General features: G+C 56.6%; 20 protein-coding genes and 1 pseudogene. 9 read left to right on the top strand and 12 right to left on the bottom strand.

The features are described from left to right. Nucleotides 1-26 precede the first annotated feature (26 nt). On the bottom strand, nt 27-1,457 hold the full coding sequence (locus AC0L2M_RS09680; protein ID WP_473534693.1) for a radical SAM/SPASM domain-containing protein: 1,431 nt from the start codon (nt 1,455-1,457) through the stop codon (nt 27-29). A 226-nt stretch (nt 1,458-1,683) separates the two neighbouring features. Between AC0L2M_RS09680 and AC0L2M_RS09675 the strand changes: the two genes are divergently transcribed. Then, complete coding sequence (locus tag AC0L2M_RS09675; RefSeq protein WP_473534854.1) at nt 1,684-2,478, top strand: class I SAM-dependent methyltransferase; 795 nt, start codon at nt 1,684-1,686, stop codon at nt 2,476-2,478. Nucleotides 2,479-3,813: 1,335 nt separating this feature from the next. Here the strand turns inward: AC0L2M_RS09675 and AC0L2M_RS09670 are convergent. Both AC0L2M_RS09670 and AC0L2M_RS09665 read right to left on the bottom strand, forming a co-directional pair. Continuing rightward, entirely contained in the window at nt 3,814-6,570 is a 2,757-nt protein-coding gene (locus tag AC0L2M_RS09670) for a hypothetical protein (RefSeq protein ID WP_473534692.1), read from the bottom strand. A gap of 2,988 nt (nt 6,571-9,558) precedes the next feature. After that, nucleotides 9,559-10,641, bottom strand: coding sequence for an endonuclease/exonuclease/phosphatase family protein (locus AC0L2M_RS09665; protein WP_473534691.1), 1,083 nt, complete (start codon nt 10,639-10,641; stop codon nt 9,559-9,561). A 259-nt stretch (nt 10,642-10,900) separates the two neighbouring features. On the opposite strand from AC0L2M_RS09665, the gene AC0L2M_RS09660 reads away from it, so the two are divergent. Together AC0L2M_RS09660 and AC0L2M_RS09655 are read left to right on the top strand one after the other, a co-directional pair. Next, nucleotides 10,901-11,233 (top strand): hypothetical protein, encoded by a 333-nt coding sequence (locus AC0L2M_RS09660; RefSeq protein ID WP_473534690.1) that lies wholly within the window; start codon nt 10,901-10,903, stop codon nt 11,231-11,233. After that, nucleotides 11,230-11,547, top strand: a complete 318-nt coding sequence (locus tag AC0L2M_RS09655; protein WP_473534689.1) for a hypothetical protein — start codon at nt 11,230-11,232, stop codon at nt 11,545-11,547. Before AC0L2M_RS09660 ends, AC0L2M_RS09655 begins: the two co-directional genes overlap by 4 nt. A gap of 48 nt (nt 11,548-11,595) precedes the next feature. On the opposite strand, the gene AC0L2M_RS09650 is transcribed toward AC0L2M_RS09655, so the two are convergent. The 8 genes from AC0L2M_RS09650 to AC0L2M_RS09615 form a co-directional block, all read right to left on the bottom strand. Then, nucleotides 11,596-11,994, bottom strand: a complete 399-nt coding sequence (locus AC0L2M_RS09650) for a YybH family protein (protein WP_473534688.1) — start codon at nt 11,992-11,994, stop codon at nt 11,596-11,598. Nucleotides 11,995-12,092: 98 nt separating this feature from the next. Further along, a complete protein-coding gene (locus tag AC0L2M_RS09645; protein ID WP_473534687.1) occupies nt 12,093-14,096 on the bottom strand; it encodes a carboxymuconolactone decarboxylase family protein in 2,004 nt (667 codons plus the stop codon). 89 nt (nt 14,097-14,185) lie between these two features. Next, nucleotides 14,186-16,090, bottom strand: a complete 1,905-nt coding sequence (locus tag AC0L2M_RS09640) for a (5-formylfuran-3-yl)methyl phosphate synthase (RefSeq protein WP_473534686.1) — start codon at nt 16,088-16,090, stop codon at nt 14,186-14,188. Nucleotides 16,091-16,150: 60 nt separating this feature from the next. After that, the gene (locus AC0L2M_RS09635) at nt 16,151-16,960 is read right to left on the bottom strand and encodes an encapsulin (RefSeq protein WP_473534685.1); all 810 of its coding nucleotides are present in this window, start codon (nt 16,958-16,960) and stop codon (nt 16,151-16,153) included. A 218-nt stretch (nt 16,961-17,178) separates the two neighbouring features. Next, nucleotides 17,179-18,120, bottom strand: coding sequence for a hypothetical protein (locus tag AC0L2M_RS09630; RefSeq protein ID WP_473534684.1), 942 nt, complete (start codon nt 18,118-18,120; stop codon nt 17,179-17,181). A 61-nt stretch (nt 18,121-18,181) separates the two neighbouring features. Beyond that, nucleotides 18,182-18,409 (bottom strand): hypothetical protein, encoded by a 228-nt coding sequence (locus AC0L2M_RS09625; protein ID WP_473534683.1) that lies wholly within the window; start codon nt 18,407-18,409, stop codon nt 18,182-18,184. Between the two features lie 580 nt (nt 18,410-18,989). After that, nucleotides 18,990-19,184, bottom strand: a complete 195-nt coding sequence (locus tag AC0L2M_RS09620; RefSeq protein ID WP_473534682.1) for a hypothetical protein — start codon at nt 19,182-19,184, stop codon at nt 18,990-18,992. Continuing rightward, the gene (locus tag AC0L2M_RS09615; protein ID WP_473534681.1) at nt 19,181-19,411 is read right to left on the bottom strand and encodes a hypothetical protein; all 231 of its coding nucleotides are present in this window, start codon (nt 19,409-19,411) and stop codon (nt 19,181-19,183) included. Before AC0L2M_RS09615 ends, AC0L2M_RS09620 begins: the two co-directional genes overlap by 4 nt. A gap of 779 nt (nt 19,412-20,190) precedes the next feature. On the opposite strand from AC0L2M_RS09615, the gene AC0L2M_RS09610 reads away from it, so the two are divergent. Further along, entirely contained in the window at nt 20,191-20,673 is a 483-nt protein-coding gene (locus AC0L2M_RS09610) for an SRPBCC family protein (RefSeq protein ID WP_473534680.1), read from the top strand. Nucleotides 20,674-21,021: 348 nt separating this feature from the next. On the opposite strand, the pseudogene AC0L2M_RS09605 reads toward AC0L2M_RS09610, so the two are convergent. Continuing rightward, nucleotides 21,022-21,627: pseudogene (locus tag AC0L2M_RS09605) on the bottom strand (magnesium chelatase domain-containing protein); the annotation flags it as partial. A gap of 324 nt (nt 21,628-21,951) precedes the next feature. Here AC0L2M_RS09605 and AC0L2M_RS09600 point away from each other — a divergent pair. The 5 genes from AC0L2M_RS09600 to AC0L2M_RS09580 all read left to right on the top strand — a co-directional run bounded on the left by AC0L2M_RS09600 (nt 21,952) and on the right by AC0L2M_RS09580 (nt 25,285). Then, nucleotides 21,952-22,374 (top strand): hypothetical protein, encoded by a 423-nt coding sequence (locus tag AC0L2M_RS09600; protein ID WP_473534679.1) that lies wholly within the window; start codon nt 21,952-21,954, stop codon nt 22,372-22,374. A 370-nt stretch (nt 22,375-22,744) separates the two neighbouring features. Continuing rightward, nucleotides 22,745-23,713, top strand: a complete 969-nt coding sequence (locus AC0L2M_RS09595; RefSeq protein WP_473534678.1) for an ABC transporter substrate-binding protein — start codon at nt 22,745-22,747, stop codon at nt 23,711-23,713. Continuing rightward, nucleotides 23,710-24,402 carry a L,D-transpeptidase gene (locus tag AC0L2M_RS09590; RefSeq protein ID WP_027155339.1) on the top strand — a complete coding sequence of 231 codons (693 nt, stop codon included), beginning with the start codon at nt 23,710-23,712 and terminating at the stop codon, nt 24,400-24,402. Before AC0L2M_RS09595 ends, AC0L2M_RS09590 begins: the two co-directional genes overlap by 4 nt. A gap of 184 nt (nt 24,403-24,586) precedes the next feature. After that, nucleotides 24,587-24,805 (top strand): hypothetical protein, encoded by a 219-nt coding sequence (locus tag AC0L2M_RS09585; RefSeq protein ID WP_036263676.1) that lies wholly within the window; start codon nt 24,587-24,589, stop codon nt 24,803-24,805. A 240-nt stretch (nt 24,806-25,045) separates the two neighbouring features. Continuing rightward, the gene (locus AC0L2M_RS09580) at nt 25,046-25,285 is read left to right on the top strand and encodes a hypothetical protein (RefSeq protein ID WP_473534677.1); all 240 of its coding nucleotides are present in this window, start codon (nt 25,046-25,048) and stop codon (nt 25,283-25,285) included. Nucleotides 25,286-25,655: the final 370 nt, after the last annotated feature.

Raw genomic sequence — 25,655 nt, 5'->3', positions numbered from 1 at the left:
TCCTTTCGATTGATCTACTTTAGTCCTCAAGACAGCCCATAAGAATCGTAACGAGAAATCAGATTTCGAACTTGAACATTCTTATAAGAAGGAGTGCATGCAGAAATTTGCATCGAACCCATTTTATAGGAGTTCGAAATCCTACAAATACCGCCACAAAAATAGCGAATGCTGCAATCTCGACAACCCTGCACGTTATCAACTTTCGTCGCTTCATTATACGCGATTACCGACCCCAATACTCGTCGTGCGTCGTCATCCCGGATATTGCCTATAGGACGTTGCTGAGTGATAGTGCACGGATAAATTTTACCGTCTGCACCAATTGTAATGGTAAGCCCCATACCGCATGTTTTTGTAAACCTGTTTATTGTACTAATCTGCATACGATGCATACCCTCTCGCGCGAACCTGTTGACAATGTCGGCTTGGACCATCTGCAATCCATCATGGTCCTCTGCGAGATCAGGATTTTCCTTCGCTCTTCCTAATTTGCCAACTGTACCTATACGAATCTCTGGCCGTACGCGCAAATTGAGCATATTTATAAAACTAGACATGTTGTTTCTGATATCGTCTACATTTAGCGTTGTTAAAGTCATCGCAAGGCGGAAGTGAAAGTTATCTGCTCTAAGTTCTTCTTTTGCACGGTCTAGGAGACGAATACCTCTCACAATTTTATGAAACGTGCCACGCCCTCGTATAGCGTCATTTATCTCCGCTGTCGCACCATCTATGGAAATCTGCACTGTATCTACGTGATTGACTATTCGTTCGGCAGTCCGTTGATTTTTTACAGTAAGGCCATTGGAATACAGTTCAGTCCTTAGACCTTTTTGCTTGGCAAACGCCAATAATTCAAAAATATCTGGATCTAACAGCGCCTCACCGCCAGTAAACGTGACTTTACTGCCAGGACAGATTTCTGCGAATATTTCCAGAGCCTTCAACCGATCCAGCGTGCCAATTTCGCCGGGTAGTGGATCCCCGGATGACATATAACAATGGCGGCAGCGCAGATTACAGCGGTTTGTGACGTAAAGCTGTAAAAACGGGTACTGCAACTGAGATTCCTCAGTTTCCGCATCTTCCAAAAAATTTCTTCCGGCAATATTACGCAGCAAGACTTCGAGTTTTTGTCGCCCTTCAGCATCTCCAAATCGAGTTGCAAGATTATCTCTTACAGACCTAAGTGCTTTCCCACTTAAAAGATCGCGGAAGCTTTCAAGAAGCTCGTTATCCAATGCGATATAAGAAGCTTTCCCCGGCGAAACCGCTAAAAATCGTGTTGCTACGACTTTGGCTGCGTCCGCATCCAGACAGGGCCCAGATTTGGAGCAATTTCCGCCGCCGCACCCACTTGATGTTCCGGGAAGATTTGCGTCATATGTCAAAATCTGCGTGTCTCGGGGCAGCTGCACGCATTGATCTAACAAAAAGGACTTCTCGAGGAACATGCAATAGCTCCGAAAAGATTGGGGTATCGTGACACGTATTGCCCTTACGATCAAGCATGAATTGACCAGCGTGACTCCACCGCTAGTCAGCATGTACATATTGATCAGCACTGGCCGAAAGTAGGGCATACGCAGCTTTTTGTTGGCTTCTTGTTTTGGGGGTGGTGTTACCCTACCAGACCCCCATCACAGCTTGGAATTTAGGGGGATTGATGTTGTGCGTGAAATGAAGGAGGGCAACGAAGAATTTCAACTTGGAGAGGCTCAACCTCAGTGCGCGATTTGGCAAGAATTCATGGAATGGATGTCTGGCCCTCCAACGCCGGATCAGTCGAACATAATTTTCAGCCAATACCGATCCCGACTTATCGGACGCGGTGCCCCGCCGCGAGAAGCAGACCGAACGCTCGAGAAAATTAAGTGCCTGAACAGCGCGAAGCTCGCAAAGCAGCGAAGCATGTACAGTGCCATTTATTCGAGCAAACTTCCGAGCTTTTCGCTGGAACCAAATGCGTTGCTCGTATCCAGCGTCGAAGGTCGCAAAACGGGCCGGGCTCTAGACATTGAAATGGGACAAGGCAGAAATTCAGTATTTCTCGCATTGAAAGGTTGGGAGGTCACGGGGTTTGATATGTGCGAAATGGCGCTCAGAAGAGCGCGGAAGAATGCAGATATAGCTCACGTCAAAATCAACGCGATGCATAAGGCCCATGAAGCATTTGATTACGGTTTCGACAAGTGGGACTTGATCGTTTATCTATATGGAACCCTGGATATTGCCTCCATCGCCAATGCCGATCGATTGCGGAGATCTTTGAAAAATGGTGGAATGGTTGTTATCGAAAGTTTTAGTGACGAAATTTCAAACCCCAATAGGTCCTTCGGTTCAATCGATCCCAACCACCTGATTGCAGCTTACAAGAATTTCAATGTCATCCTTCTCAAAGAAATCGATGCGCTTCCAGATTGGGGTCCCCGCAAACTACGACGTATCATCCAAGTTGTGGTTGAAAAGGCTTAATTTTCGTTTCCGTCATAGATCTAAAGATTACTTTGGCAAAGTATCACAAATGGTGGCAACCCAGCCAAGACTATCCCTGCAGGCGGGCGGCACTTACAACACCTTTGACAGTTTCAAATTATCCGAAGATTGCGTGAACTTGCGTTGAACTCAGGCGATTTCAAGAAGCGTGAAGGAGTTGTGATCGAATTAAATGAATCGAAAGACCGATTTAACAATGCGTCCTCATGGCGGCCGTCAATCTCGCTCGCTGTGAAATGCTCAACGCCGAGCACGTGGCGGATGCCGAGTTCGCGGTAGATCTCTCGAACGTCCACCGCCCGTCCCTTGTAGACGAACGACGAGTTGCGCGAGATTACGGATGAACCGGCTGAGCGCGGTGATCAGGTCCTCGACGATGCCGTCGGCGAGTCGTGAGCGGCGTCGCCCCTGAGGTTGTGGAGTGGCAGCACGGCGAAATGAGGGGAGCGGCGAGGCCGCTTCCCGCGGCGCTCGGCATCCTCGGTCCAAAGCCGACAGCCGATCCGCGCGACGGGTAGTGATCCAATCGCTGTTGTCGGCGCGCTCGCAGTCATCCGCTATGCCCAACGGCATGGAACAACGCGGCCCTGGTTGGTCCAGCTGCTCGCTCGTCGTACCACGAAGATTGCTGCGGTTGCGCTCGCCAACAAGATGGCGCGGATGATCTGGGCTATCATGACGAGCGGCGAACGTTACAGGGAGCCACAGGTCGTGGCAGCATAGTCGCATCGGGAGAGAGTAAGAGTTTGAGTTTGGGAAGGGCGGAAGCGATGTAATGCAAACGACGGTCGACACTGGATTTGCGCCATAGCGCCCCAGAGCGCGTGCATCCTGTTCGTGACCAACGCGCTGCGGCCAGAGCACGCGAGGATTTTCGTGCTTCACAATCCGCGAAGCTGGCAAAGGGCTGGCCTTCTATACTGAGCAGGAGACGCCAGACATTCGCCTCCATTCCCAATCTCGACCTAACAGTCATCAAGTCCGTCTGGCTGCTCGCCTCGATCGGGCTTGTTCCCCGGGCCGAGGAGTTTAGCGGAACGCATCCTTCATGGTCATCGTCCGTGCATCGCGAGGTGATGTCCGGTTCTGGCAATAGCTGCCATCCGCCCTCTCGGTGCTAAATGGCAGCTAAGTCCCCTACGTGGACGCTCGACCGTCAAGCTACCATCGACCGCTCACCGCGCTACAGCGGACAATCAGTTTGAAGGTAGTGAGGGCGCATTTTTGCCAGGCATTGCAAGCCCTCCAGCAAGCGGTTGCCAAGGTTATGCGTTGATCAACAACGCAGATCTCAGGGTCGTTGCGCCATCGGCGCTAGGACGAGGCCGGAACAAGAATTCTGCGTAAGGCGACTTGCAGCTCGGCGCGCTCTGCCTCCTGAGCTGCCCAATCCAGAACGGTACGACCTCTGTCAGCGCCCACCATTTCGGCAAAGAACTCCCAGACAACCTGCTGTTCGCTGCGTCCGAGCAACCAGATATTGGGCTGTTTGGTCAAAAGGTCGACCGGCGACACTGCCTCTATCGCCGCCCACCGCCCGGCTAAGAAGCCGCGCATCTGATCATGCCGAAACTGGTAGGTGTCACCGCCGCGCGCCCGAACGATACGCACGCCAGGCTGCCGCAGCGGTTCCAGCAGCTCCGCCGAGATGTTCTCTCCTGGAACCAGGTCACGATGTCCCTCCACCCAGCAGTCCCACGCAACCCGGCTCAGTTCGGCGACCGAATACGCCAATCTGTCCGGGGTCCGCGCCGCCGCCAGCATCGCGCTGTAGAGTCCGATGCGGGTGCGCGGAAGATCATCGGGCGCAGTACCTGCCTCGATCAAATCCGCGATCAGACGTACGTCGTAGCCCGACCTGATCTCGTGGATGATCGGCGAGTCCGCCAAGGCCTCAGAGACCTCAGCGCCCCGATCCGGCAGGTACAACTTGAGCAGAGGCTCTATCGCCTCGTGAATGTCCAGTGGAAGCCGCCACACCTCGAACAGGTTGGCCGCGTCAGCCGGCGGCTCTGCTTGCGACGTGATCATTAGTCCAACCGTTGGATAGCGCAGCGCAAACTGTTGGATCGCTCCGCCATCGTTCACCTCGTTCGCGCCATCGAGCACAAGAACCCAATACCCAGCGGTGATGATGCCGCGCAACAGCCGCACATCCTGGATTTCGAGCCCTGCGGCCTCTAGGCGCCGCCTTGCAAGGTCGAACAGCCAGTCCTCCGGCGGCTTGGGTACTGTTACCGCCGCGAAGTCCCGAAGCGCGATTGGCACCGGAATGTAGCCCCATCGGGAAAAGGCTCGCTCCAGGCTGCCCGCAGCCGCGGCGTTGCAGTAGTCTGCTATCGCACACCGCACCAGCTCTGTTTTGCCCATGCCGGCCGCCCCCTGCAGCCAGATTCGCTTACCTGGCTTCAAAGCGCCAACAAGCTCCGACGACTCGATGCTGGCGTCCTGCGCACCGGCGACCGGCATCGGCAGATACACGCCTGATGGGTATTTCTGGCGGAGGCTATCGAGCCAGCGCACCAGCATCCAACGCTGGAGTCGCGGCACGTGCCGGAGCAGGAACCAGAACTCCGCCCCGATCTTCCCCCACCAGGGATCGGTTATCACATCCCAAGCCCACCGTGACCGCCGGGCTGCAAGCATAATCCCGGCGAAGATTATCGTGTGCGCGGCAACCAGCCAGGGGCCGTACTGCCGGAGATAATCGATCACGTAGTCCCAAAATCCCCATCCGACCCTCACCTCAACCTCCGACCCACCAATCGACTGAAAAGTGTCGTTGATAGTCGGCCGGAATCCGAGGCGCGCCGTAATCTCTGTTCCATCGGCCCCTTTGATCAGCTGCCGGAGCTGGACCCGAACCTTGTTGTCCGGGCCGTCGGGTTCGGGCAGCTGTACGACGGCTGGCTTCCAGTCCCCTCCGCTGCCAAACTCTACGGCGAATAGCCCAGTTTGCGGGAAGACCGCCGCACAGGGATGCTGGGCAATCCATTCGAAGAGATGCTGGACACCGTTCCTGGCATCGAGCCGCATATCCGCATCAGCCGTGACCGCTGCGGGCTCATTGAGCCGGAACGGCCCTCTCTCGGCACTGACTAGCCAGGCGCCGTTTTCAGCCGTGACGATTCCACGGACACCTCCGGTCTCTTTGTCGCTTGCTAACTGCGTGAGCTTGCCTGCCGCATCGAACCGGAACAGCCCTCTCTCGGCGATGACTAGCCAGGAGCCGTTTTCACCCACGACGATCCCGACGCCCCCGGTCTCTTCCTCGCGTGCTACCCGCGCGAGCTTCCCTGCCGCATCGAGCCGGAACAGCCCCTTCGTGGCTCCGACTAGCCGGGTGCCGTTTTCAGCCGCGACGATTTCATAGACGCCGCCGATCTCTTCGTCGCTTGCTATCCGCGCGAGCTTCCCTGCCGCATCGAGCCGGAACAGCCCTCTCTCGGGACTGACTAGCCAGGTGCCGTTTTCACCCGCGACGATTTCCCTGACGCGCCCGGTCTCTTCGTCGTTTGCTAACTGCGTGAGCTTCCCTGCCGCATCGAGTCGGAAAACCCCTCTGAAGGCTCCGACTAGCCAGGTGTCGTTTTCGGCCGCGACGATTCCATTGACGAAGCCGGTCTCTTCGTCGCTAGTTAGCTGCGCGAGCTTGCCTGCCGCATCGAGCCGGAACAGCCCCCGCTGGGCTCTCACTAGCCAGGTGCCGTTTTTAGCCGCGACGATTTCGGAGACGCTGACGGTCTCTTCGCGGCGTGCTACCCGCGCGAGCTTCCCTGCCGCATCGAGCCGGAACAGCCCGTTCATGGCTCCGACTAGCCAGGTGCCGTTTTCAGCCGCGACGATTTCAAGGACGAGGCCGATCTCTTCGTCGCTTGCTACCTGCGCGAGCTTCCCTGCCGCATTGAGCCGGAACAGCCCTCTCTCGGCACTGACCAGCCGGGTGCCATCCCCGGTTGGGCCAATGAAGAAGACGGAGCCAATCGCGTCGCCGGGCGGAACAGGCACGAGGCAGTCAAACTGTGCCGCAAAGGCTGCTCGAGAGCAAAGGAGGAATACTGCAAGGCTCATGGCCCAACTGCGACGGCACGACATGATGCCCCTTAAGAAACCCATAATCGAACCGGATACCGTGTACAGTCGAGGGTGACTTCCACGTAAGACGTAACACGGGTTGTCTACTGGGTGAATGGAAAGCAATCAGGTTCACGGAAGGTTCGATACTAGCGATCTGCGGGTGACCGGAGGACCAGCTAGGTTTCTTAAGACAGTAAGAGGTTCGCAATGGGGGCGGATGGGGATGAGTCGTGTTCAAGCATAACGCCGCGACCGGTGTTTTCACGCCCAGCCGGCGCGCCTGATTTGCCGTCCCCGCCCGCCGACGTCTTTTTTGGTCAGAACCTTGTCAACTGCGTCCGCTTTTCACACCCAATCTCGCCATTCGTGCTGCTCAAGCGGAATGCCCGCTCGTGGCGCTTCACGCTCGTTCTGATCCACGACGGCAACGGCAAAATCCCACCCCGTTGCAGACGGTTCAATGAAAGGGTCTCCCTGTTCCCATCTTGGCTGGAACAAGGACCATGCGCGCCTCGTGATCGCCACACAAATGGAATCGCCCTATCGCAAGAAGCATTCTCGCGCACGGCTAATCCCAAAGGCTGATCCCGCAATTCCTTTTTCCCGCATTGCGAGAGATCGGAGTTCAGCGTTATGCTCTAATTCGAGACAAGTCATAGCTACGCCTTTCGAGAAAAAGTGCTGCGGCATAGCGCGACGAGATTCGACACCCTGATAACGAATTCCACTCCAGCGAGGATGGCAGCGTTAGATGTCCATTAAAACAATGGGTAGTAAATGCTGGACAGCGGCATTTACTGCCGCTGCGGTTGCATCGCTTCTTTCCACTTCTTCGGTTGGTCAACCGTCCCGCACGGTCACGCTGATTGCGGACGGGAACGTTCGTGAGCGCATCGAATCCAATGCGCCTACACTACCAGCGCATATCGATGCAAAGAGCATACGCGTTCTTGTCAACGGAGGCCCTGTCTCGCTGTGTGAGAGACAGAACTATGGCAACCCATGCATGCGAATACTCAACAACAGAATAGCCTGCGAACTGCAGGACTGTTTTGCCGGCGCAGGCGATTGGCGGAACAGGATCAGATCGGTGCGATTTGACTGACGTCAGCTTCATTTTTGAGGCTGAAACACCCGTCGGGCTGCAGCGGAGGTTATTGGAGGGCGGAACAAATGAAAACTTGCCTTCTAGGGTATGCAGTCATCGCCGCATACGTCCTGATATCGGCGAATTCCGCGTTCGCCCAAAGTTGCACAGGGGGTGATGGTTGTCCCCATATCGTCATAGTTCGCGCGGCAGACAGATGCCTGAATTGGCGAAACCGAAGTGGTCACATCATCGAAGTTCGACCGCAACTTTTCGGAGTAGCGATTGCGACTGTGTATGCCTATTCGGAAGAGCGGATGATGGAAATTGGTGGGCGGTGCATGACATCATACACCTCGCCTTACACAGCCACAATCACAGTTCGGGACCCGTCTGCCATGCAATAGAACATCTGGCACGGGCCATCATGGCAGTCCCATTCGCCCTTTAGCAGACGCTGCTAGGTCGCGTGCTTGTGTAGCTTCCAAGGAGGGTAATATGATGATGTCACACTGGGCTTACATGAACCCAATTCTTCGCCCCCCGATGCGAGCCAGTTTGAGGGTTATCGTTGGTGGAATGGCGTTTTCTATTCTGGGTGTACCCGTGGCGCTTGCGGCGATAGCCGTTCGGATGGAGGGCTGGGACTACATTCCTCGGGTGGTGGTTTCTGTTGGCAACAATCAGGATTGCGGAGCCAACCCAGTTCGCTTCGACGGGCCTGCAAGTCGTGGGCAGTCTTTGGGAACGTTTCCAGAAGCCGGGAGCAGCGGCGTTGATGTTTGTTGGCGCCGGACAGCCGACCCTCTAAACACGTCATCAGATCTGCAACAGAGCTGGACCAGGTGTTCCGCTGACGGTGAATGCATCGTTTCGTAAAAAAGTGCCCTGTTCAAATAGTCACGTACAGCACCCACATTGCCGCTTCATCCTAACTCGAAGTGCTTGAGGGCGGGAGATCGAAATGTTCAAACCTCTGCAGAGTTCATTGTTGGCATTGACAATATTGTCATCGACCACAACGGGAAGAACGCAAGACTCCCCGAGAGTGGAGTGCGGATACGATGGAGAAATATGGAGAAATCACGAATACAATATCGCTTACATGCGGTTCTCTAATTCTACGAGAAAATGGTTTTATTGCACCAAAGGTTGTCGATTCAAGCATCGGGACGGGAGCTACAGATGGCTGGATTTTGCGGGCCTGCTTCCGCCGGACCACGGCACCACAAATCGCATAATCGGTGCGATAAATGCGACGCAGGTCGGAAACGGCTTTCAGGGAGGATCGCATGGAGGCGGGGAGAGAACGCGCTTGCGGTGTACAGAGGTTTCCTCTCCTAGCTGATTCAAGGTGCGGATGGTCGCCGTCGGCAACGGGGCCAAGCTCTGAGTTTGAAGACCACGGCGATGGTAGCCATTCTCGACGATACAAGAGTCGCTGCCATTTATTCGGGCAGGAGCCGCCGGTTCAATTGAACCGGTAACTGTGAACGGGACGGGCACAAACACCTCTCGACCGTGGTTTCGCCGATAGCAATACCGCAGAAACGTGCCACTTTGGCGGGGGTTATGGGCCCTCTGAAGGCAGTGGCCACAGGTTCAATTCCTGTCGGGCGCGCCAATTTGTAACGATATTTCAATGGGTTATTCACAGCGTGGGCCGGTCCGCGTCCGCCGAGAAAAGCTCCATGGAAGAACTGGCGTTGGTTTCCGTTGACTCAGCAGGAGCCAGTTGCCCCGATTTCGTTTGGAAATAGTAAGCAAGCCTTATTTTTTGCCGGAAATTTACCTTTGACAATCCAGTGAGAGATGAGCGCTGCTCATGAGGGCAGCGGTCGAACCTTATTCGGGCCCTTCGGTCGTGAATAGCCAGCGGCCGTAACCCAGCCGCGCTATTCTGCCTGATTTATCGAAAGCGACTCGGCACCTTCGATTACGAGCCGGATCGGGCAGTGATCGCTCGGATCAGCCTCACCGAAGGTGAGTACCTTGTTCCCAAACGGCTTGGGCTTACCCGAGCAATCTTGCAGGTAGCTGTTGGGATTGCCGAAGCTGTTGAGATCATCGAGTTCGATCATCTCGCTGGTAAGTGGGATTTCTTCACCCTCGTTGACGACCACAAAATAATCAATGGGCCCGAACTGCTTGGGTGTGTAAATATTGGGGCTTAGCCCGTTTTCAAACACACCAGGGAGATTGGCGCGCGCCTCGTCCCTCAGCTGATTGAAGTCAAAGCGGTAGTTACCCCAGCACTGCCGCTCGCTTATCGCTGGCAGAAACTTAGGCGCGGGGGAAATTGCCTCGAGCCGCGGCTCGGGCACCTCTAGGAAGCGCCGGTTGAAGTCACCAGCAAGGACGACAGCGTCACCCGCGGGAAGTGACTCGATCCAGGCTTTGAGGATGTCGATCTGTTTGGAAAGCGTAGCGCAATCGTCCTTCACATCCTCTTGGTTTGTCGTACCCTTATTGCAGGAAGATTTGAGATGGATGGAAGGAATCCAATAGGTCCGCCCATCGAGCCTGACTTTGACACCTACCGCACCGCGTACGGGTCGTGACACCCCGCATTCGTCATTGTGCATGATGGCGAGTTCGTCGATCTGGAAGACCTCGACGTTTTGCGCGAGTTCCTTTCTCACAGCGATCGCCGTGAAAATGTCGTCAACATCGGCCGAGCACTTGGCCGCGTTCGCCACGCAGCGTGTCTCGAACCAAATTTCATAATCGGAACCGAGCACGGCCCTTGCGCCAGGCATGCTGCCGATCTCCTGCAGAGCGACGATATCGGCGTCGAGCGAGGCGATCGCGTCCGCAATTTGCTGGTATTGTTCTGCTGTTCGCGCATGGCCACGAAGCTCCACGTTCGGCCCAGACCCGAGATTCGCGATGTTCCAGGACGCGATTGTTAGGGTTTCCTGCGCCATCGCAGCGGACGACAGAACTATGGCGAAGACGAAGAGGACAGACCGGAGCATCTGCATTCCCCGAGAATATTGGAGCGGCGTTCTAAATACATTTAGTGCCTAGCGTGTTGTCATAAGCAAGCAAAAACTCTGAGGTCGCCAATTTCCTAACGCACTCGCAGTCGTATCGTTCTTGTCACGACATGGCTCCGGGGCAAGAAATCGTTTCGCATCTACCAGCATTCTAGCCCGCAGCATTCCGGATAAGCAGATAACGGCTCGGAGCCGGCGAGCGGGGGAAATGTGGCGCAGGACGTTGGTATCGAGGATCTTGGATCTTCGCCCGCAGCTGGTTGTTGTCCTCTATCGCGTGGCGGACGGCGTTAGTACCAACGCGGCCATCGAAGCGGTGGCCGATCGCTGGGATCACCACATTGGCGTGAACGCGGCGACGGACGGCATACAAGGACGCGCGCGACATCCCCACAATGCCGTCATGGTACAGCGAGGGCTGGCTCGTTACCGCCGCGCACTATGCCGTCGAATGCCCACCAGCGTGGCTGCCGCGCCATGCGGCGCGGCCGAAGCTAAGGACGACCCACCGCTCGTCAATCGCACGCACCACCTTGTCGCCGTGCAAAAAGCCTTGCGGCCAACCATGTGACCCAGGATACACCGGTCACGAACCTCCGCCTCTGGCTCGCCGACGGGCTCGTCGGGGACGTCTTTTCCGCAGATGTTCCGCTCGCGCCCGTTCAGCTCGAGCTGCTCGAACGAACGCTCATTCGGGGCACGTCGAAGCAGCTCTGGATACAAGGCATCCACCGGCCGACGACGTTCAAGCCCGACCGCAAGATCAACTTTGGCCCCGATCTGCGCGATGCTAATGGAGGCCGCCGCGACGGATCGGCCTCGCATTTGAGCACGAAAACCATGGACGACCGCAATCAGTTGGCATTCCATGAATCAGATGAATAGCGGCGGAGGAACCCTCAAACCGCTTCATGCGGCATCCGTCCATACCGCCTAGGGGCGGGCGACTTCTATCGCGATAACCACCTTGAAGCGCCAGCCCTTCGAACTGCGTCGATATATGTGAGTCCCCTGCAACGTCATTTGTGTCGGCACGCCACCTGCTTTTGGATGAAGCGTCAGTTCGGTCCCAAATCGACAGAAACCCAAATCCCCGCTGACCGATAGCTCGTGCCTGTAAAAGACCTCTTCCGCCGTCCAGCTTCGAAAGAATCCCTGATAGGCCGCACGGATCTCTTGCTTTCCTATTGCAGGAGGTACAGCTGGCCACAGATACGCCCCGTCATCCTCCCAATGATCCAGCACCGTCTCCAAATCGCCTTTTCTAAACGCATCCAGGGCTTCATCGTACATAGCGATGAGCGCTGCTTCGTCCTCGCTGGGATCATTCATCGATATTCTCCCAAGCGATCGCCAAAAACCTTGAAACGGTGTCTTTCATGTGATCACGGCAATCCTGAACCAGACCTAATGCATGCGGGATTCGAGCCTCAAAACTCGGCAGACATCTCAGCTAGCGCTGCAGATACATGGATGTTGCGTTCTCCGACACTTAGCCGACGGCGAACCTCAGCATTCAATTTGGGATTTACCATCAGTTCATTGGCTGTAAGCGCTTTGGGCGTCACTCCTACCACCCCACGCATAAAGTCCAGCAGGCCAGGTCTCGTATTGAAGTAACCGGTCGGCTTCACTTCGCCAGTATTCGTGAGTTTGGGCTTGATTCCAAGCGTGGCAGGGTCAATCGTTCCTTCCACAATCTGTACTGGTCCCTCTGAAAAGAGCTGCAAAATCGTCAGCGCACGCCCCAATCCATCCATATGACCCGTCAGCATTGACAATTCCGCCACCTGCCGATTTAGCAAGCGGTCGAGCGCGGCGCGCTGGCCGAGACCAGGAGAGAGGTCCAAAATGCGCGTGCCTGCAGCTATCTGCCGCTGGTTATCCTTGTCCAATTCGTCTCGCATTTCACGTTCCAGACGATAGGCTTCGTGCGGTTTCGTCAGGAACGCTTCGACCCAGCTCAACACAGCTCGTTCCATAGGATCAAAGACGTTCTCGGGAGCATTATTGTGGTCCTGAATGTATAACGCCGCCTCTTCCGCCCGCCTGATTGCGATTCTTCGCGCTTGCTCCTGCTGCTCGCTGCTCATCGACGGACGCGGCTCGCGTCCAACTCCATACAGGTCAAGATAGCTGTTGAACAGGAACATCGTATGATGTTCGAGCCCATACCTGCTCCGGGTGATCTTGTAGATCTTCTGATAGACAAGTTCCTTGAGCACACGCGAGACAAAGCCGCTTGTATGGACCCCATTGCGCCATTCGTCTTCATTGAAAAGCAAAGGCAGTGAATACGGCGGCTCGTGCCGCGCCAGCTCAGGATGCAGCATCAGGCAGTAAACCAGATTGCCCGGAAAGTGGAATCCAAAGTTCCAGCCGTATGTTCCAACCTGTACTCCACCAACCGTCAGCCCCTTGTCGGGATCTCGATCCATTCTTGTTTCGTAAGATTCCAGGGGGATCCTTCGACCTACTGGTCTACTCGGCTCAACAATCACTCCACCGGCAGCAATCTCCCTGATCGGGGGATTGATGGCACCAGGCACAAGCGGGGACATGCCCTGATCACCGAGTTCGCAGAGCGAGTTGATTTTCTTAATGAGGAGGGGCGGCAGCGAGCTTTGCATAAGGTCTGCAAGGAACGGCTCGTCCGGAATGTTGAGCGCGGTAAATACCCCCGAAAGCGCTACAAACTGCAGGCATACGAATGTCAGCTCCACAATCTGCGCATTCAGCTTGGCCTCTGCGATGTCGTCCGGAATCTTGCTGCTCACGAATGAAGAAGCCTCAGCAGCCGCTCGATCCGCCTCTTCCCGGGTCTTCCCGGCTCCCGCGGCGACTGCCCAAGCCTTCCGGGCTGCTTGCAGGCGCTGCATCCAAAGGCCCTCACGGACGTATCGAGCCTCGTTGTCTCTCGCGAGGACATCCCGCAACCGTGTGTACTGGGCGTCAGAAAACTGCTTTGGATTTGTTGCGAAAGCTTCGGCGAACTCAAGCACCGCGAGTTCGACCTCGGTGTAAACACCTGGCGCTTCCCGGAAACGAGTGAGATTTACCCACTTCGCTTCAAAGCTGGAGTCGGAGAGACCGTGCTTTTTCGCAGTCAGCTGGCCGAGCACGGCATGGTGGGTCATGCTGTACCAGCACCGCCGAGTTTGCCCGATCAAGCTTATGGCAAGCTCTCGGCTCACTCGATTCAGGAACCCAGACATTTGAATGCCGTTGCGAAAAGACGGCTCGTCGAAGATCAGTGACGTCGAGAAGTTGAGCTGCTGTTCGAAGATGCCAGGTGTGTGGAGAAAAAACCGGGCTAGGTTGTTTGGGAATGATGCCGGATTTAGATGACCGCTCCAGCACCAGTCACTCATCGCCTGCAGCCCTTTTGTCCAATTGGCATTGCCGAGCGAAAGATCCGCGTCATCGAGCGGCAAGGAACAAGGTGGTCTTCCCGCCTGACTCAGGGGCGCTACGCTCGATATCGCCAATCGGTGATCTCCTATTTGGCAAGAGCCAGGCGAACCTACACATCAAAAGTGTTCAAACGATCTTGCTCGTCCATGCTTGCAACACGTTGTCCTCTCGAGTTGACAAAGTACGTCTCTAGGTCTGGCCAACCGAAATTGCGCCGCTTGGAGGCTATAAGCTCGCGAGCCTCCTGGCAGGCCGATCGCGCCTCGGCGTTGTCCACCCACGCGGCGGGTAAGTTAAGCACGCCTCCATGCTCAGGAGGCGCGAGGCCGCGGACAAGGTTGCGCTTGATGACCCTATGCTGGCGCGTATCGGCCGCGGCCCCGGCACCGGTAGGGTTAACATCAACAGCAGATGCTGACCCTCGTGTTGAAAGTTGGTCAAGCTCTGGAACAAGCACCCACAGTTGCTGCGCCTGGTAGCTCTCGAGTGACCCAGCGACGTTAGCCCCGACGCCGCGATAGTGGCAGTAGTCCACAAAGAAACGAATATCGTCGAGATGCAGAATCCCCTGTTGGACCATTCCATTGGAGATACGGAAGCGATTGAGGTCCACCATTTCACTGTCAGATGTGTCGACAAGGCATACGTTGCTGACCTTCATGAGGATTGATGTATCCAGCATGATCGCCTGTGCACCGGAATCCGCGGTCGCGTCGACCATCGCCTGGATCACCGCCCTGTTTGTTTTGTTCCCCGTAGCCAATCCAGGGAAGAACTGATTGTGATCGAAAAGCGGATTAAGCTCCACTAGGGCATCATTCGAGCCGCTGGGCAAGATTCCCTCACGCACCAGACTTCCAAGCGATACCTGTTCAGCCTGGCCAAATAGCACGCGATTTTGGGAGTCACGCAGTGTGCCGACAGCGAGGGATCGCAAGTCGAACGAGTCGCCACCTGGTCCAGAAGGGAAAAACTCTCTGAGTTCGACCAACACCCGCCGAACCGCATCGTTGCTCTTGCGCTGCTCCCAAAGCGCGAGATCTTGAGCAAAGAGAACGGCCATGACCTGTGTGTGGCTGTAGTTTTCGGTTCTTCTAAGCGTAGTCACCACCTCCGAAAGAACCTCGGTCAGCTTGTCCAGCTCCATGCCATCAAGCCCGACCTTGACGATACTGCAAGGATGGACTCTCGTACCCATGGAGCACGCCACGCCGATTGCGGCTTGCGACGCCTTGCCAGCGATCTCGTAGGGTGATTTCTCGATTGCCCGACCTGTCGGCGAACGATCAAATAGCAGCTGATCCTCACCGATGTTCGTACTAAGTTGAACATCAAAGTCTCGCTTGAAGTCCAAGACCGCATCGCTAACCGCCATGATCTGCATCGGCCGGATATTCCCGAGCGCACTGCGAGGGTCTTCGCTGTCAATGATGCGCCCCCCACCGAGCACCGCTTCCCGGGCTTCCTGTTCATTGAAGACGCTGACGAGCAGTTTGCGATTGGCGATTTGCATCTGAGGTCCCGTACTCTGGCTCTCGCTAGTCTTGCGGCCAACGCTTCTATCGGGCGCGGGTCGATGTCTCTCGGCTTGCGGCTCCGTTCGCCTCGCCACCACTTTGGGTGCACCGCGATTTACATCCGCCTCAATCAGATCCCGGGCATCGGCGATCGAGAATGATGCAGCGGGCTTGTTGGAGATTGTGTCAGGTGTGACCTTTCGGACGCCCGATACGCAGACGGGCGTGTATTCAATCCTGTCTCCGGCTGAAAACGCGGGAAATTGCGCACGGAAGTACTGAGCCAAGCCGGCAAAGTCCGACCTGATCCAGTCCGCCGATAGCGTCTGCAATTGACCGCCGTTCACACGGAACTCGACAGACACCTGGTGACCTGCGTCCTGCGGCTTTACACCGATGGTTATGTAGGGCGAAACGCCGGCCGGAATGGTTGCTTCAGGTGCTGGAGCATCCGATGTGCCGAACCAGAGCGTCAGGCCGTCTTGCTCGAACTGCATGTGAAAATGACCTGTACGTTCATTCCGGGCAATGCGCAGTGCAGCGCACAACAAACTTCGCTACGAAAGTGGTACGACAGCCCTGGGATCGTTTATCCGCAGGCAAAATTGCTTGACGACAACGAACGTAGCGTCGCCTTCCACCTTCCGGCACTCAACGTGAGCGTCCCAGGGAATCGACAAATCCAGAGCGCCTGCCCCAAGGGAGAAAGCAACGCCTGTCCTCGGAGGCGCGGCTTCACTCCATCTAAAGCCGTGCTCCCTGATCTGAGGCAGGATCGGGTTTATCCTCGGAGTTGTGCCCGTCCCCGATGGCGTAATCGCCTCCCGGTGCAAATCGGGGGAAACCACTACGCAATACGGTCCATGCTGTTGGTTTCGTTGCAGGTCCTCAAGCGCTTGACGAATGCTGTCAAAGACGTCCCTGGCAGGCGGCAGCGACCTTGGCGCGCCTGCAAACAGCCCCTGTTGCTCGCCCAAAGTCCTGTTTTCATCGTCAATGTTCAAAGCCGCGAGAGTCGGCGCCGCGGCAGCGCCGTGCAACAAAACAGCATCTTCGGCAAACGCCAGATCGCTGGCGGGGCGAAGAGCAAGCCGGCTCGCAAGCAGTTCATCTGCAAACTGTTGCTGTGCTAGCACAAATCGCGATGCGATCTTGATAGGCGCAAGCTTCTTGTTCGGCCTGATGCTAAAGGGTGGCCCCAAGTCTACCGCATAACTCTGGATGACATCTTCATACCGTGAGCCACCCGGTACAATGGGAATAAGGGGCGGATGTGCTCTGATCCTTCCGATCTCGGTTTTGATCTGATCGCTGATTCTTTTGGCCAGCTCCTGGCCCCACTTGAGATCGTAAACGTCGCTGCTCATGTACCCCTCCGTATTGCTTTCTTTCAATGCTACGGATGTCAGCCAAGCCAGGCCTGCCACCAGCTTCCGAACACAATTCCAAGAGATGAACTGAAGGCAATGACCGCCAGAGATCAAACTCAAATGATCCAAGTTGCAGATCATTGCACCAGTCTCCACCGCCATCGGCGCAAAATGATGCTTTCGGACGCGGTGACACTCATTCCGCCCTCAACGCCTCAGAGTTCATAACCTTTCGGTACGCTGGCGATCATTGATCCCAGATCGACTTGGCGACCGTCGTAGAAGGCAGCTATCCGGTCACCCACAGATCCGGGCATGCTCGTCATCCTTTTTTCGTTCAGGTGACGCAAGATATTCCATTCGTCATGCGAGCCTTTGCTCGCAAAAACACCGGCGCGTAAGGAATAATAACGAAAGAAATCCTTCCTCCTGCGCTCCCATTCGAACCTGAGTTGCTGGGCATTCTTTGCAGGCGGTTGTTGACCCCAATTTATTCCGTCAATGGAAAATTCGTCCGCGAAGTCTGGATCGGTGCCATACTGACGGACGAAATTCTCTTCGATCGCGGCGGAAATATTCGTCGTTCCGTCTGACGTAAAGTACCGGCGCATATCGGCGGCGCCGATAAAGTAATAAGCGTCGAAGTTGCGGCCGCAGTTCTTAAATTTTCCGCGGTCCTCGGCCCTTGTGAAAGGCAGATCATCGTCCTCGACCAGAACCTTGGTCCACATACGCATATAGTCGCCGCCACTCGGAGGCGGCAGCTTGGCGAGGTCTTTGACGGACAAGCCAAGCGCCTTCGCATGGGCAAAAATCAGTCCGGTGCCTTCCTTCGACTCAAGTTGGTACTGCGCCGGATTCAAAAACCAGAAGCGCTGGCCCCACTCCGCAATGAGGTGCCGTTCGGTGAAGCGCGCTACCGCAACGTTAGTCAGAGAATGGCTTCCGCCGCGTGGCGATATCGGACAGCTCAGATAAAGAACAAATTTGTCCTCAGCTTTTGCCCGCGCGATGTCCTGGCGCACCAAATCGATCTGGCGATCGAATATTGGCTCCCACTCCCGCCACCACCTAAATTGCATTGGGAAATCAGCGACGGGTCGAGCTGATACCAAATTCCCTTTTCCTTCGAATTTGATCGGTTCGAAAAAAGGCACCTCAGGCTCCCATATGGAAAATTCATCACTGGGATCGTTGCGAACCCATGACCATTGAAGTTCATATTGGGTTGGATTGGGCAGTGATCGTTCGGCCGGCGTTAAGCTTGTGGCCGGTGAGCAAGGACCGACCGTAAACGTCGATCGCAAGCTCCTGAACATTCCGCGAAACCAGCCTTAACTCGGCGGATTTCAGTTCGAACCCCATCGCGCCAAAGCTAGCATTCTCGGCGAGAGTGTTGTTTGAAAGAAATAGCGCAACAACAAGACAAGCGAACGCAATCTTCATGAACCCCCTCCCTCAAGAGCCCCGAAAGTTAAGCAACTATAACGAAAGAAGAAGCAAACCTCTACTAGAATCTTTTTGCCGGTCGTAATTCGCACCTGCGAGCTTGCCGCGTGCCGTCGCCGCGCGTGAGCGCGGCAGCGAAGGCACCTAAAGCTCGACACAAGAATTTGTATCACGTTATGTAGGGGTGGGAGGAACCGCAATGAAGTTTGGCATGCGCAAGCCTAGCTGTGAAAAGTATGAAAACAACGCTTCGCATTTGGCGTGCGGCGACGAAAGCATCACAATTAAAAAGGTCGCTAAGCCATTAGCACGCATCTTCGCATTCCCGCTGCCGAAAGTCGCATTCTGTCACATATTCGGGACAGCATTCCAAGAAATGCGATGTGACGCACGCGTCGAGCCTGTCCTACAGCAAATCTAAAGAGGTATTCGAACCACGAGAAAGGCGATACCGGTGATCCTAGCGACGCAAGAGGAAACGGATGTGGCTCAACGCGCCGTTGGTCGGAAGCCAAGCGGCCACAGCGCACGGCGCCAGATGATGCGCTTGTGATCGTCGAGAAGCCGGCTACGCAGATTACGGTGCCAGTCCGTGTTGATCACTGGCGGCGTACAGGTTGATGATGGGTAACCGCTTCCAGCACAGCGTTTCGATTTCGTAGACCTTCTCAAGCAGGCCCGGATTTCGTTCGTCTGTTGCCGTAGCAACGATCAGCCCATCTTTCGGCATGAGTCGGAAGTCGTGAAATCCAAGCTGTGGAACGATGTTCACGCCGCAATCTCGTCGCGTGTTGGAACAAACATCGTGCCAGGCGAGGTTCCCGACATTATTTCGAACAGCTCCGGCTTCGCTCCCATCTCGCGGAGATAGCCTGCAATCAGAGCGGCGATCTGCTGGGTGAGCTTCATCGCCTCATCGGTCGACGAGCCGACACCCCCATAGAATTGATGGAAACCGATCGTTCCGCCTTCGGGAATATCACGTTCAACACCGCCCATGAACGCAAGCGCGCAAGCTGAGTAGCATTCTGCGCCCGGTATTCCTTCTGCATAGCGACCTGGAACGGAGGGTGTATAGCGTTGCACTTCTGTGCCCGCCCGGACTTTGCGGAGGAACGCCCGATTTCTAGCCCGTCCAAAAGGTTGCCGCCCGGACTGTCAAGGGAAACAATGAAGTGCCACGAGTCGTAGGCGTTCTTCTCCCAATAGTTCTTGAATCGCTCCGCATCACCACGCTCGAGAGGTCCCGTAACTAGGATCTTCGAGGTGGCATTGCCCCTTTCTATTGAAAGCTCGATCGCCCCTGCATCAGGCGCAATCAAAATCACAAGCGCTACCAATACTAGCGGGAGGAATCTCTTGGCTTTAGTCATGTTCAATCAGGATGGAAGGAATTGGGAAAGGGGGACACCTCCAGCTTATTACTCGATTCGCCGCTTACGCGATCCATTTCTCAATCGCGACTTGGCAATCCACCGGCTTGGATGCGAGCGTGCAGATTGAATGTCGTGCCGATGGGCTATCGAGGAGCCCAATGACCATGACGCGCCGTTTAATTTGCCACAATGTCAGCGAGTAGGACGCCAGACATTAGAGAACACTAAACGACGGCAACGGGTGGAAACTTGCCGTACGGGGGAGGCTGTTGGAAGGAGCAAGGTGCGCTCACATCCCGACCTTCGCGGCCATCGTTGTAGTCGGGCATGCGTCTCTATCGGGAAGCCGACATTCATGAGAAAATAGATGGTGGTGGGGCTATCGTAGGGAGGAACCCGCAGATGACAACAAGAACTCCAAGAACCTTGGTTTCCACCATTGCGGCAATGGGTCTTCTGGTCGGATCGGCCGCCGCGCTGGAAGTCGCCAGCTTCGCCACTGTGGCGGGCAAACCGGATACAGTCTGGCAGAAGATCGGCGACTTCTGCGCTATTCAGACCTGGCATCCCGCCGTATCGAAGTGCGAGCAGAGCGAAGAAGGTGGCGCGACCTATCGCACGCTCACGACTACTGACGGCGGCACAATCAAGGAGAAACTCGTCGAGCAGACGGATACCAGTTACACCTATGACATCATCGACTCTCCGCTTCCCGTCGAGAATTACCGCGCCACGATTAGCGTCTCGGCAGAAGGAGATGGGACCAGGGTGGACTGGAAAAGCAGCTTTGACTCAAAGGGCCAGTCGGATGACGAGGCCAAGAACGTGATCAGCGGCATTTTCAAAGCCGGCCTCGACGAGATCGCCAAAATGAGCGGCAACTGATCCGGCTGTCGATGAACAGGCAACGCGACAAGGACAAAGAATTCTTGTGCTAGGCTGTGCTTCAGCAGCTATTGATCTCGTGCAGAAAAAAGCCCGGCTGTCGTGCCGGGCTTTATTCTCGGAATGGGGAAAGCGTGGGCCCCTGAGACATACACAGTGTCGTGCGACGATGGGCATTGAACGACCGGAACTTGCCCGTCAACATCTCCGCGGCAAGGTCCGAGAAGGGCCATGGGCGTGAATTCGTCCGAGGGCGAATGAACTTCCGCAAAGGGTCGACTCCGGCCATTCAAGACAGTCCAGTAGACTGCAGAATCCACGGCCCGAAATGAGTGGATTAATGTAGCACAACATCAGCATGTTATGGCCGCCGGCCGCCACTTCGAGTGCCCGCTTGGCGGTCTCCTGGCCCTTGATGTCGGCAAGATCCGGCAGGTCGCGCGCCGAGGCATGGATGCCGGCCTCCGGCCGCGACAGCACCTGCGTGCCGCGAAAATGATTGGCGATGGCGATCAGGCTGCGCGGCGCCAGGATGTCGAAATCCTTGCCGGCCCATGCCGCTTCCGGGCCGCAGGCGAAAGGGCAGATCAGGCCCTTGCCTTCGGCATTGGCGCCGATCGCCGCCGGCAGCGCGCCGGCCACCGCGGCAATGGTGCCGTCGAGCGACAGCTCGCCAAGCACGACATAGCCGGCCAGCATGTCGCCTGGAATGGCGCCAAGCGCCGCCATCAGGCCTAGTGCGATCGGCAAATCGTAATGGCTGCCTTCCTTGGGCAGGTCGGCGGGCGCCAGATTGACCGTAACCTTCTTCGACGGCATCGACAGGCCCGACGCAAGCAGCGCAGCCTGCACCCGCTCACGGCTTTCGGCCACCGCCTTGTCGCCGAGGCCGACGATGTGCATGTTGACCTTGCCGGGCGCGATCATCACCTGCACGTCGACCGGCACGGTCATACCAGTGCCGCTGGCAGCGCGTTTGGTGCGCAAGATGTGGAGGCGTGCATGTTCTAGTATGCTATCGATTCCCGACGTTTTGCTGATTGTCAGGGCATCGCTAATGCTATACGTGACTGCTACACAAGCTCCAAATGACCGAAGGAAATATCTAACATAATCAAGGGCTAGTGCGAAGGCTATTCGAGTCCTCTTCTGGGCACCAAATTCCCGTTTCGGACCTTTTATAAGGTTCAGAGACCCCAAGAAAAAAGCCCGGTTTTTGCCGGGCTTTTTTTCTTGGACTGATGTCAAGATGCCAGTCGTTACGGGAGCGTGGCTCGATTGAAACAACATGTCCTTCTCAACGGCTTGCTCAGCATCCTGATGGTTGCAGTCCCAAGTGCTTTGCTGGCGCTCATGCTGGTTCGGCCTTGGAACGGAAATCTTGCACTGCGAGATTTCGGGCTGGCCTTCGTCGCAATTCATGGTCCGGGACTGCTCGTTCTCGGTGTCTTTGTTTCGCTTTATTCCCTCCGACCTCGCACCAACCTGGCATGGATGATCGGTTTTGCCGGTTGTGTTTTCCTGAATGTTCTTTTGTGGGGAGGAATGGCGCTCACTTCTCCTCTGCCCCCACCCAATGCGTGGGAGCATTACACCGACTTAACCGGCGTGCTTGCTGTCGCTGCTATTCCAAGTGTCGCAATTTCCGCGGTAGCGGGCGCCTTCTTCAACAGGTTGCAAATTCGCAGCCAGCTAAAGTAGCGATAGAAATCGGCGCCCACACTGCGGCATTGGCGCGGTGGAGCAGTTTCTCCGTTTGCGAGAGCGAGTCTCCATGCTGAAAGATCACACTTCAATCCAATCCGCTTGGCGGCGCCTTCTCGGAGCGGAAAGTGACCAATGAGATCATCGGCCCAGTCGGCGCCTGGCGGCCGCGTTGTCAGCATCTTCCCATACGGAATGTCATCGGGTAGCGTGCAGGCGCGGCTGTGACGGCGCTCTCCTTGGCGAATGCACTGCTGCACCTTCAGCAGTTGCCGTCAGACCATTGGGCTGCTGTCACAACCCGGTGCTTGCCGAGACAATTTGTTCCCGTCCCGGTTCATTTCAGCACCGAAGCGAGGGGAAAGAAATGCACAACCGATTGCGGCAGTGCCTGCGGAGAATGTCGCTTGCGGCATTGATGCTGGCGGTAAACATCCCGGTCCACGCGGCTGATCTCGTCATTGCGATGCCGAACTGGCCGTCGGGCCAGGCGACGGCAAACATTCTCAAGGTCAGCCTGAAGCAACATTTCGGGCTCGATGCCGATGTGCGCGAGATGGGGACGCTTATTGCCTTTGCCGGCCTCGATTCGGGCGAGGTGGATATTCATCCCGAAATCTGGCTGCCCAACCTGGACAATCTGGTGAAGAAGTATGTCGACGGCGCCGGCACGGTAGCCATCAGTCCCATCGGTGTGCCGGCATGGCAAGGCATATGCGCTACCCGCGAAACGACCGACAAATTTGGCATTCGCGACATTTCGGATCTCACCGACCCGCGCAAAACCGCCGCGTTGGACACTGATCGGGACGGACGCGGAGAACTCTGGATTGGCGCCGAGGGTTGGTCCTCGACGGCTATCGAGCGTGTCCGCGCCAACAGCTATGGCTACGCCGAGACAATGACATTGCTGGAGACGCCGGAGGATGTCGGAATGGCCGCTGTCGATGCCGCTGTCGCCACAGCTCAACCGATGGTGTTTGCGTGCTATGCACCGCATCACGTGTTTGAACTGCACGAAATTGTCCGGCTTACCGAGCCGCGTTTTGACCCGGCAAAGTGGAAGATCGTGCTGCCTTCCGAGGACCCGCTCTGGGTCGCGAAGTCCAGCGCGCCGGTGTCATGGGATACGGCACATTTCCACATCGCTTACGCCACCTCGCTGCGCAAGAAATATCCTGAGGTGGTCGCGTTCCTGGAACGGGTCGCCCTCAAGCCCGAGGACGCCACCAAGATGAGTTATGCGCTCCAGGTGGAGCGCCAGGATCCTTACGAGTACGCCAAACAATGGGTCGCCGCGCAGGGCGCTCGGGTGCAAGGGTGGGCAAATCCATGACCGGAAAGCTGACGATCGCGGGACGCACCGCTCTCCAGCGGCGCTCCCTGACGGCAATTGTCGCGGTAGCGCTCGGTCTTGTCGCGGTGGCGGCGCTGGCTGCCGGAACCCAGGTTTTCGATCCGAAAACCCGCAAATGGGTGGACTATGACCGCGCCAAGGCGCGCAAATACTATGCCGCGCATAATCAGGTGCCAGAGGCGTTTCGCCCGCAGATGGTCAAGTTCCGCACCGCGGAAGCGCCCGGTACGATCATCATCGACGGCAACCAGCATTTTCTCTACCTTGTGCAGCCGGGTCAGCGCGCCATGCGTTACGGTATCGGCGTCGGCCGGGAAGGCTTTGGATGGGCCGGAATCGTGCGCGTCGGCCGCATGGCGGAATGGCCGACCTGGACGCCGCCAGCCGAAATGGTCGCTCGCGATCCGAATGCTGTCAAACATGCGGGAGGCATGCCGGGAGGGCCCGACAACCCGCTCGGCGCCAGGGCGCTCTATCTGTATGAGCGCGACCAGGACACGATCTACCGGATACACGGCACGCCGGAGCCGTGGACGATCGGGCTCGACGTGTCATCAGGCTGTATCCGGATGCGGAACGACGACATCACCGACCTGGCATCACGCGTCAAGGTTGGGGCCAAGGTCATCGTTCTCATGCAGGGGGCGGCACTTTACAAGGGTGTTTGAAGCCGGGGTGTTTGAAGCCGGGGTGTGTGAAGCCGGGGTGTGTGAAGCGGCATTCGGAGAGGGACAAGCAATGTCGGCAAAACCTGCAGTGAGAACTTCGATCCGGGCAACAGCAATTGGATTCCTGGCGGGGGCCTTGAGCGCTTGCGTCAGCACGCCGCCGCCGCCGCCGCCTCAGGACCAGATGTCCAGGACCCAGGTCGAGACGGCCCCGGCCGACCTTCAGCTGCTTTGCGCCGACGCAGCCGCCAAGGCGAGCGGTGCCGACAGCAGCAAAATACTTCCGGTTTCGTCGAGCAAGATCGATTCCACAACCTATCGGGTCGAACTCGATGCCAGCGGCAAGAAGACAAGCTGCCTTGTCGATACCGAAGGCAATGTCAAATCCGTTCAGCCCACCTGATCCGCTCTGGTCGAAGGATTTTGCGGCGATCTGACGATTGCCGCGAACGTGGCGTCGGCTTCGGACGTGACGATTGGTGGCGACCAGCCGCGGCGAGGTTCAGACACTAGGAGAAAAGCCCGGCCGACGGCAGCGTGTCTCAACCCAGCGGCATCATCGCGATTGGCAGGTTCGGGCATTGGCTGTACCATTCCTGCGCCGGTCGGCGAAATTGCGCGTTCCGGCAAGGGAGAAACGTCCATGTTACGATCAATTTCGCTTGCGGTTTTCCTGGCGGTCATTCCTGCGACAGCCTTTGCGAATTCATGCCCGACCATCATGGCCAAGATCGACGCGGCATTGCCGACCGCGACCATCGCCGAGGCGGACAAGACCAAAGTCAAGGAACTGCGCGCCCAGGGCGAGAAATTGCACGCCGCCGGCGATCATGCAGGATCGGAGGCTGCGCTCAACCAAGCCAAGTCGATGCTCGGCATATAATTGCGGCAAGCCAGCTGAGAGAAGCGCGAGAATGCAGCGGCTCAGGATAAATGCTGATCTGTAGTGATCCTTCGCGCCCCCCTCTGTCCTGCCGGACATCTCCCCCACTTGGGGGGAGATCGGCCGTCATCACCGCCTTCGCGAACCGCCACCGTTGCAGGAGCGAGCGGTGCGCCCAAGCTGCCAATCTCCCCCCTTGTGGGGGAGATGTCCGGCAGGACAGAGGGGGGCGCCTCGCTCCGCCATAAAAGGTTCTGCACCGTCGTGACGCTCTGATGTAACGGCATGGATCCCAGGGTCTCCGCGACGTCGCTTCGCTCCTGCTCCGCCCTGGGATGACGAAGGGAGGGGTGTTTCGGCTAATCCTGGA

The organism is Mesorhizobium sp. WSM4806, from assembly GCF_055811635.1.
The sequence above is the reverse complement of the archived record's forward strand: the minus strand, read 5'-3'. Positions and strand labels throughout refer to the sequence as shown.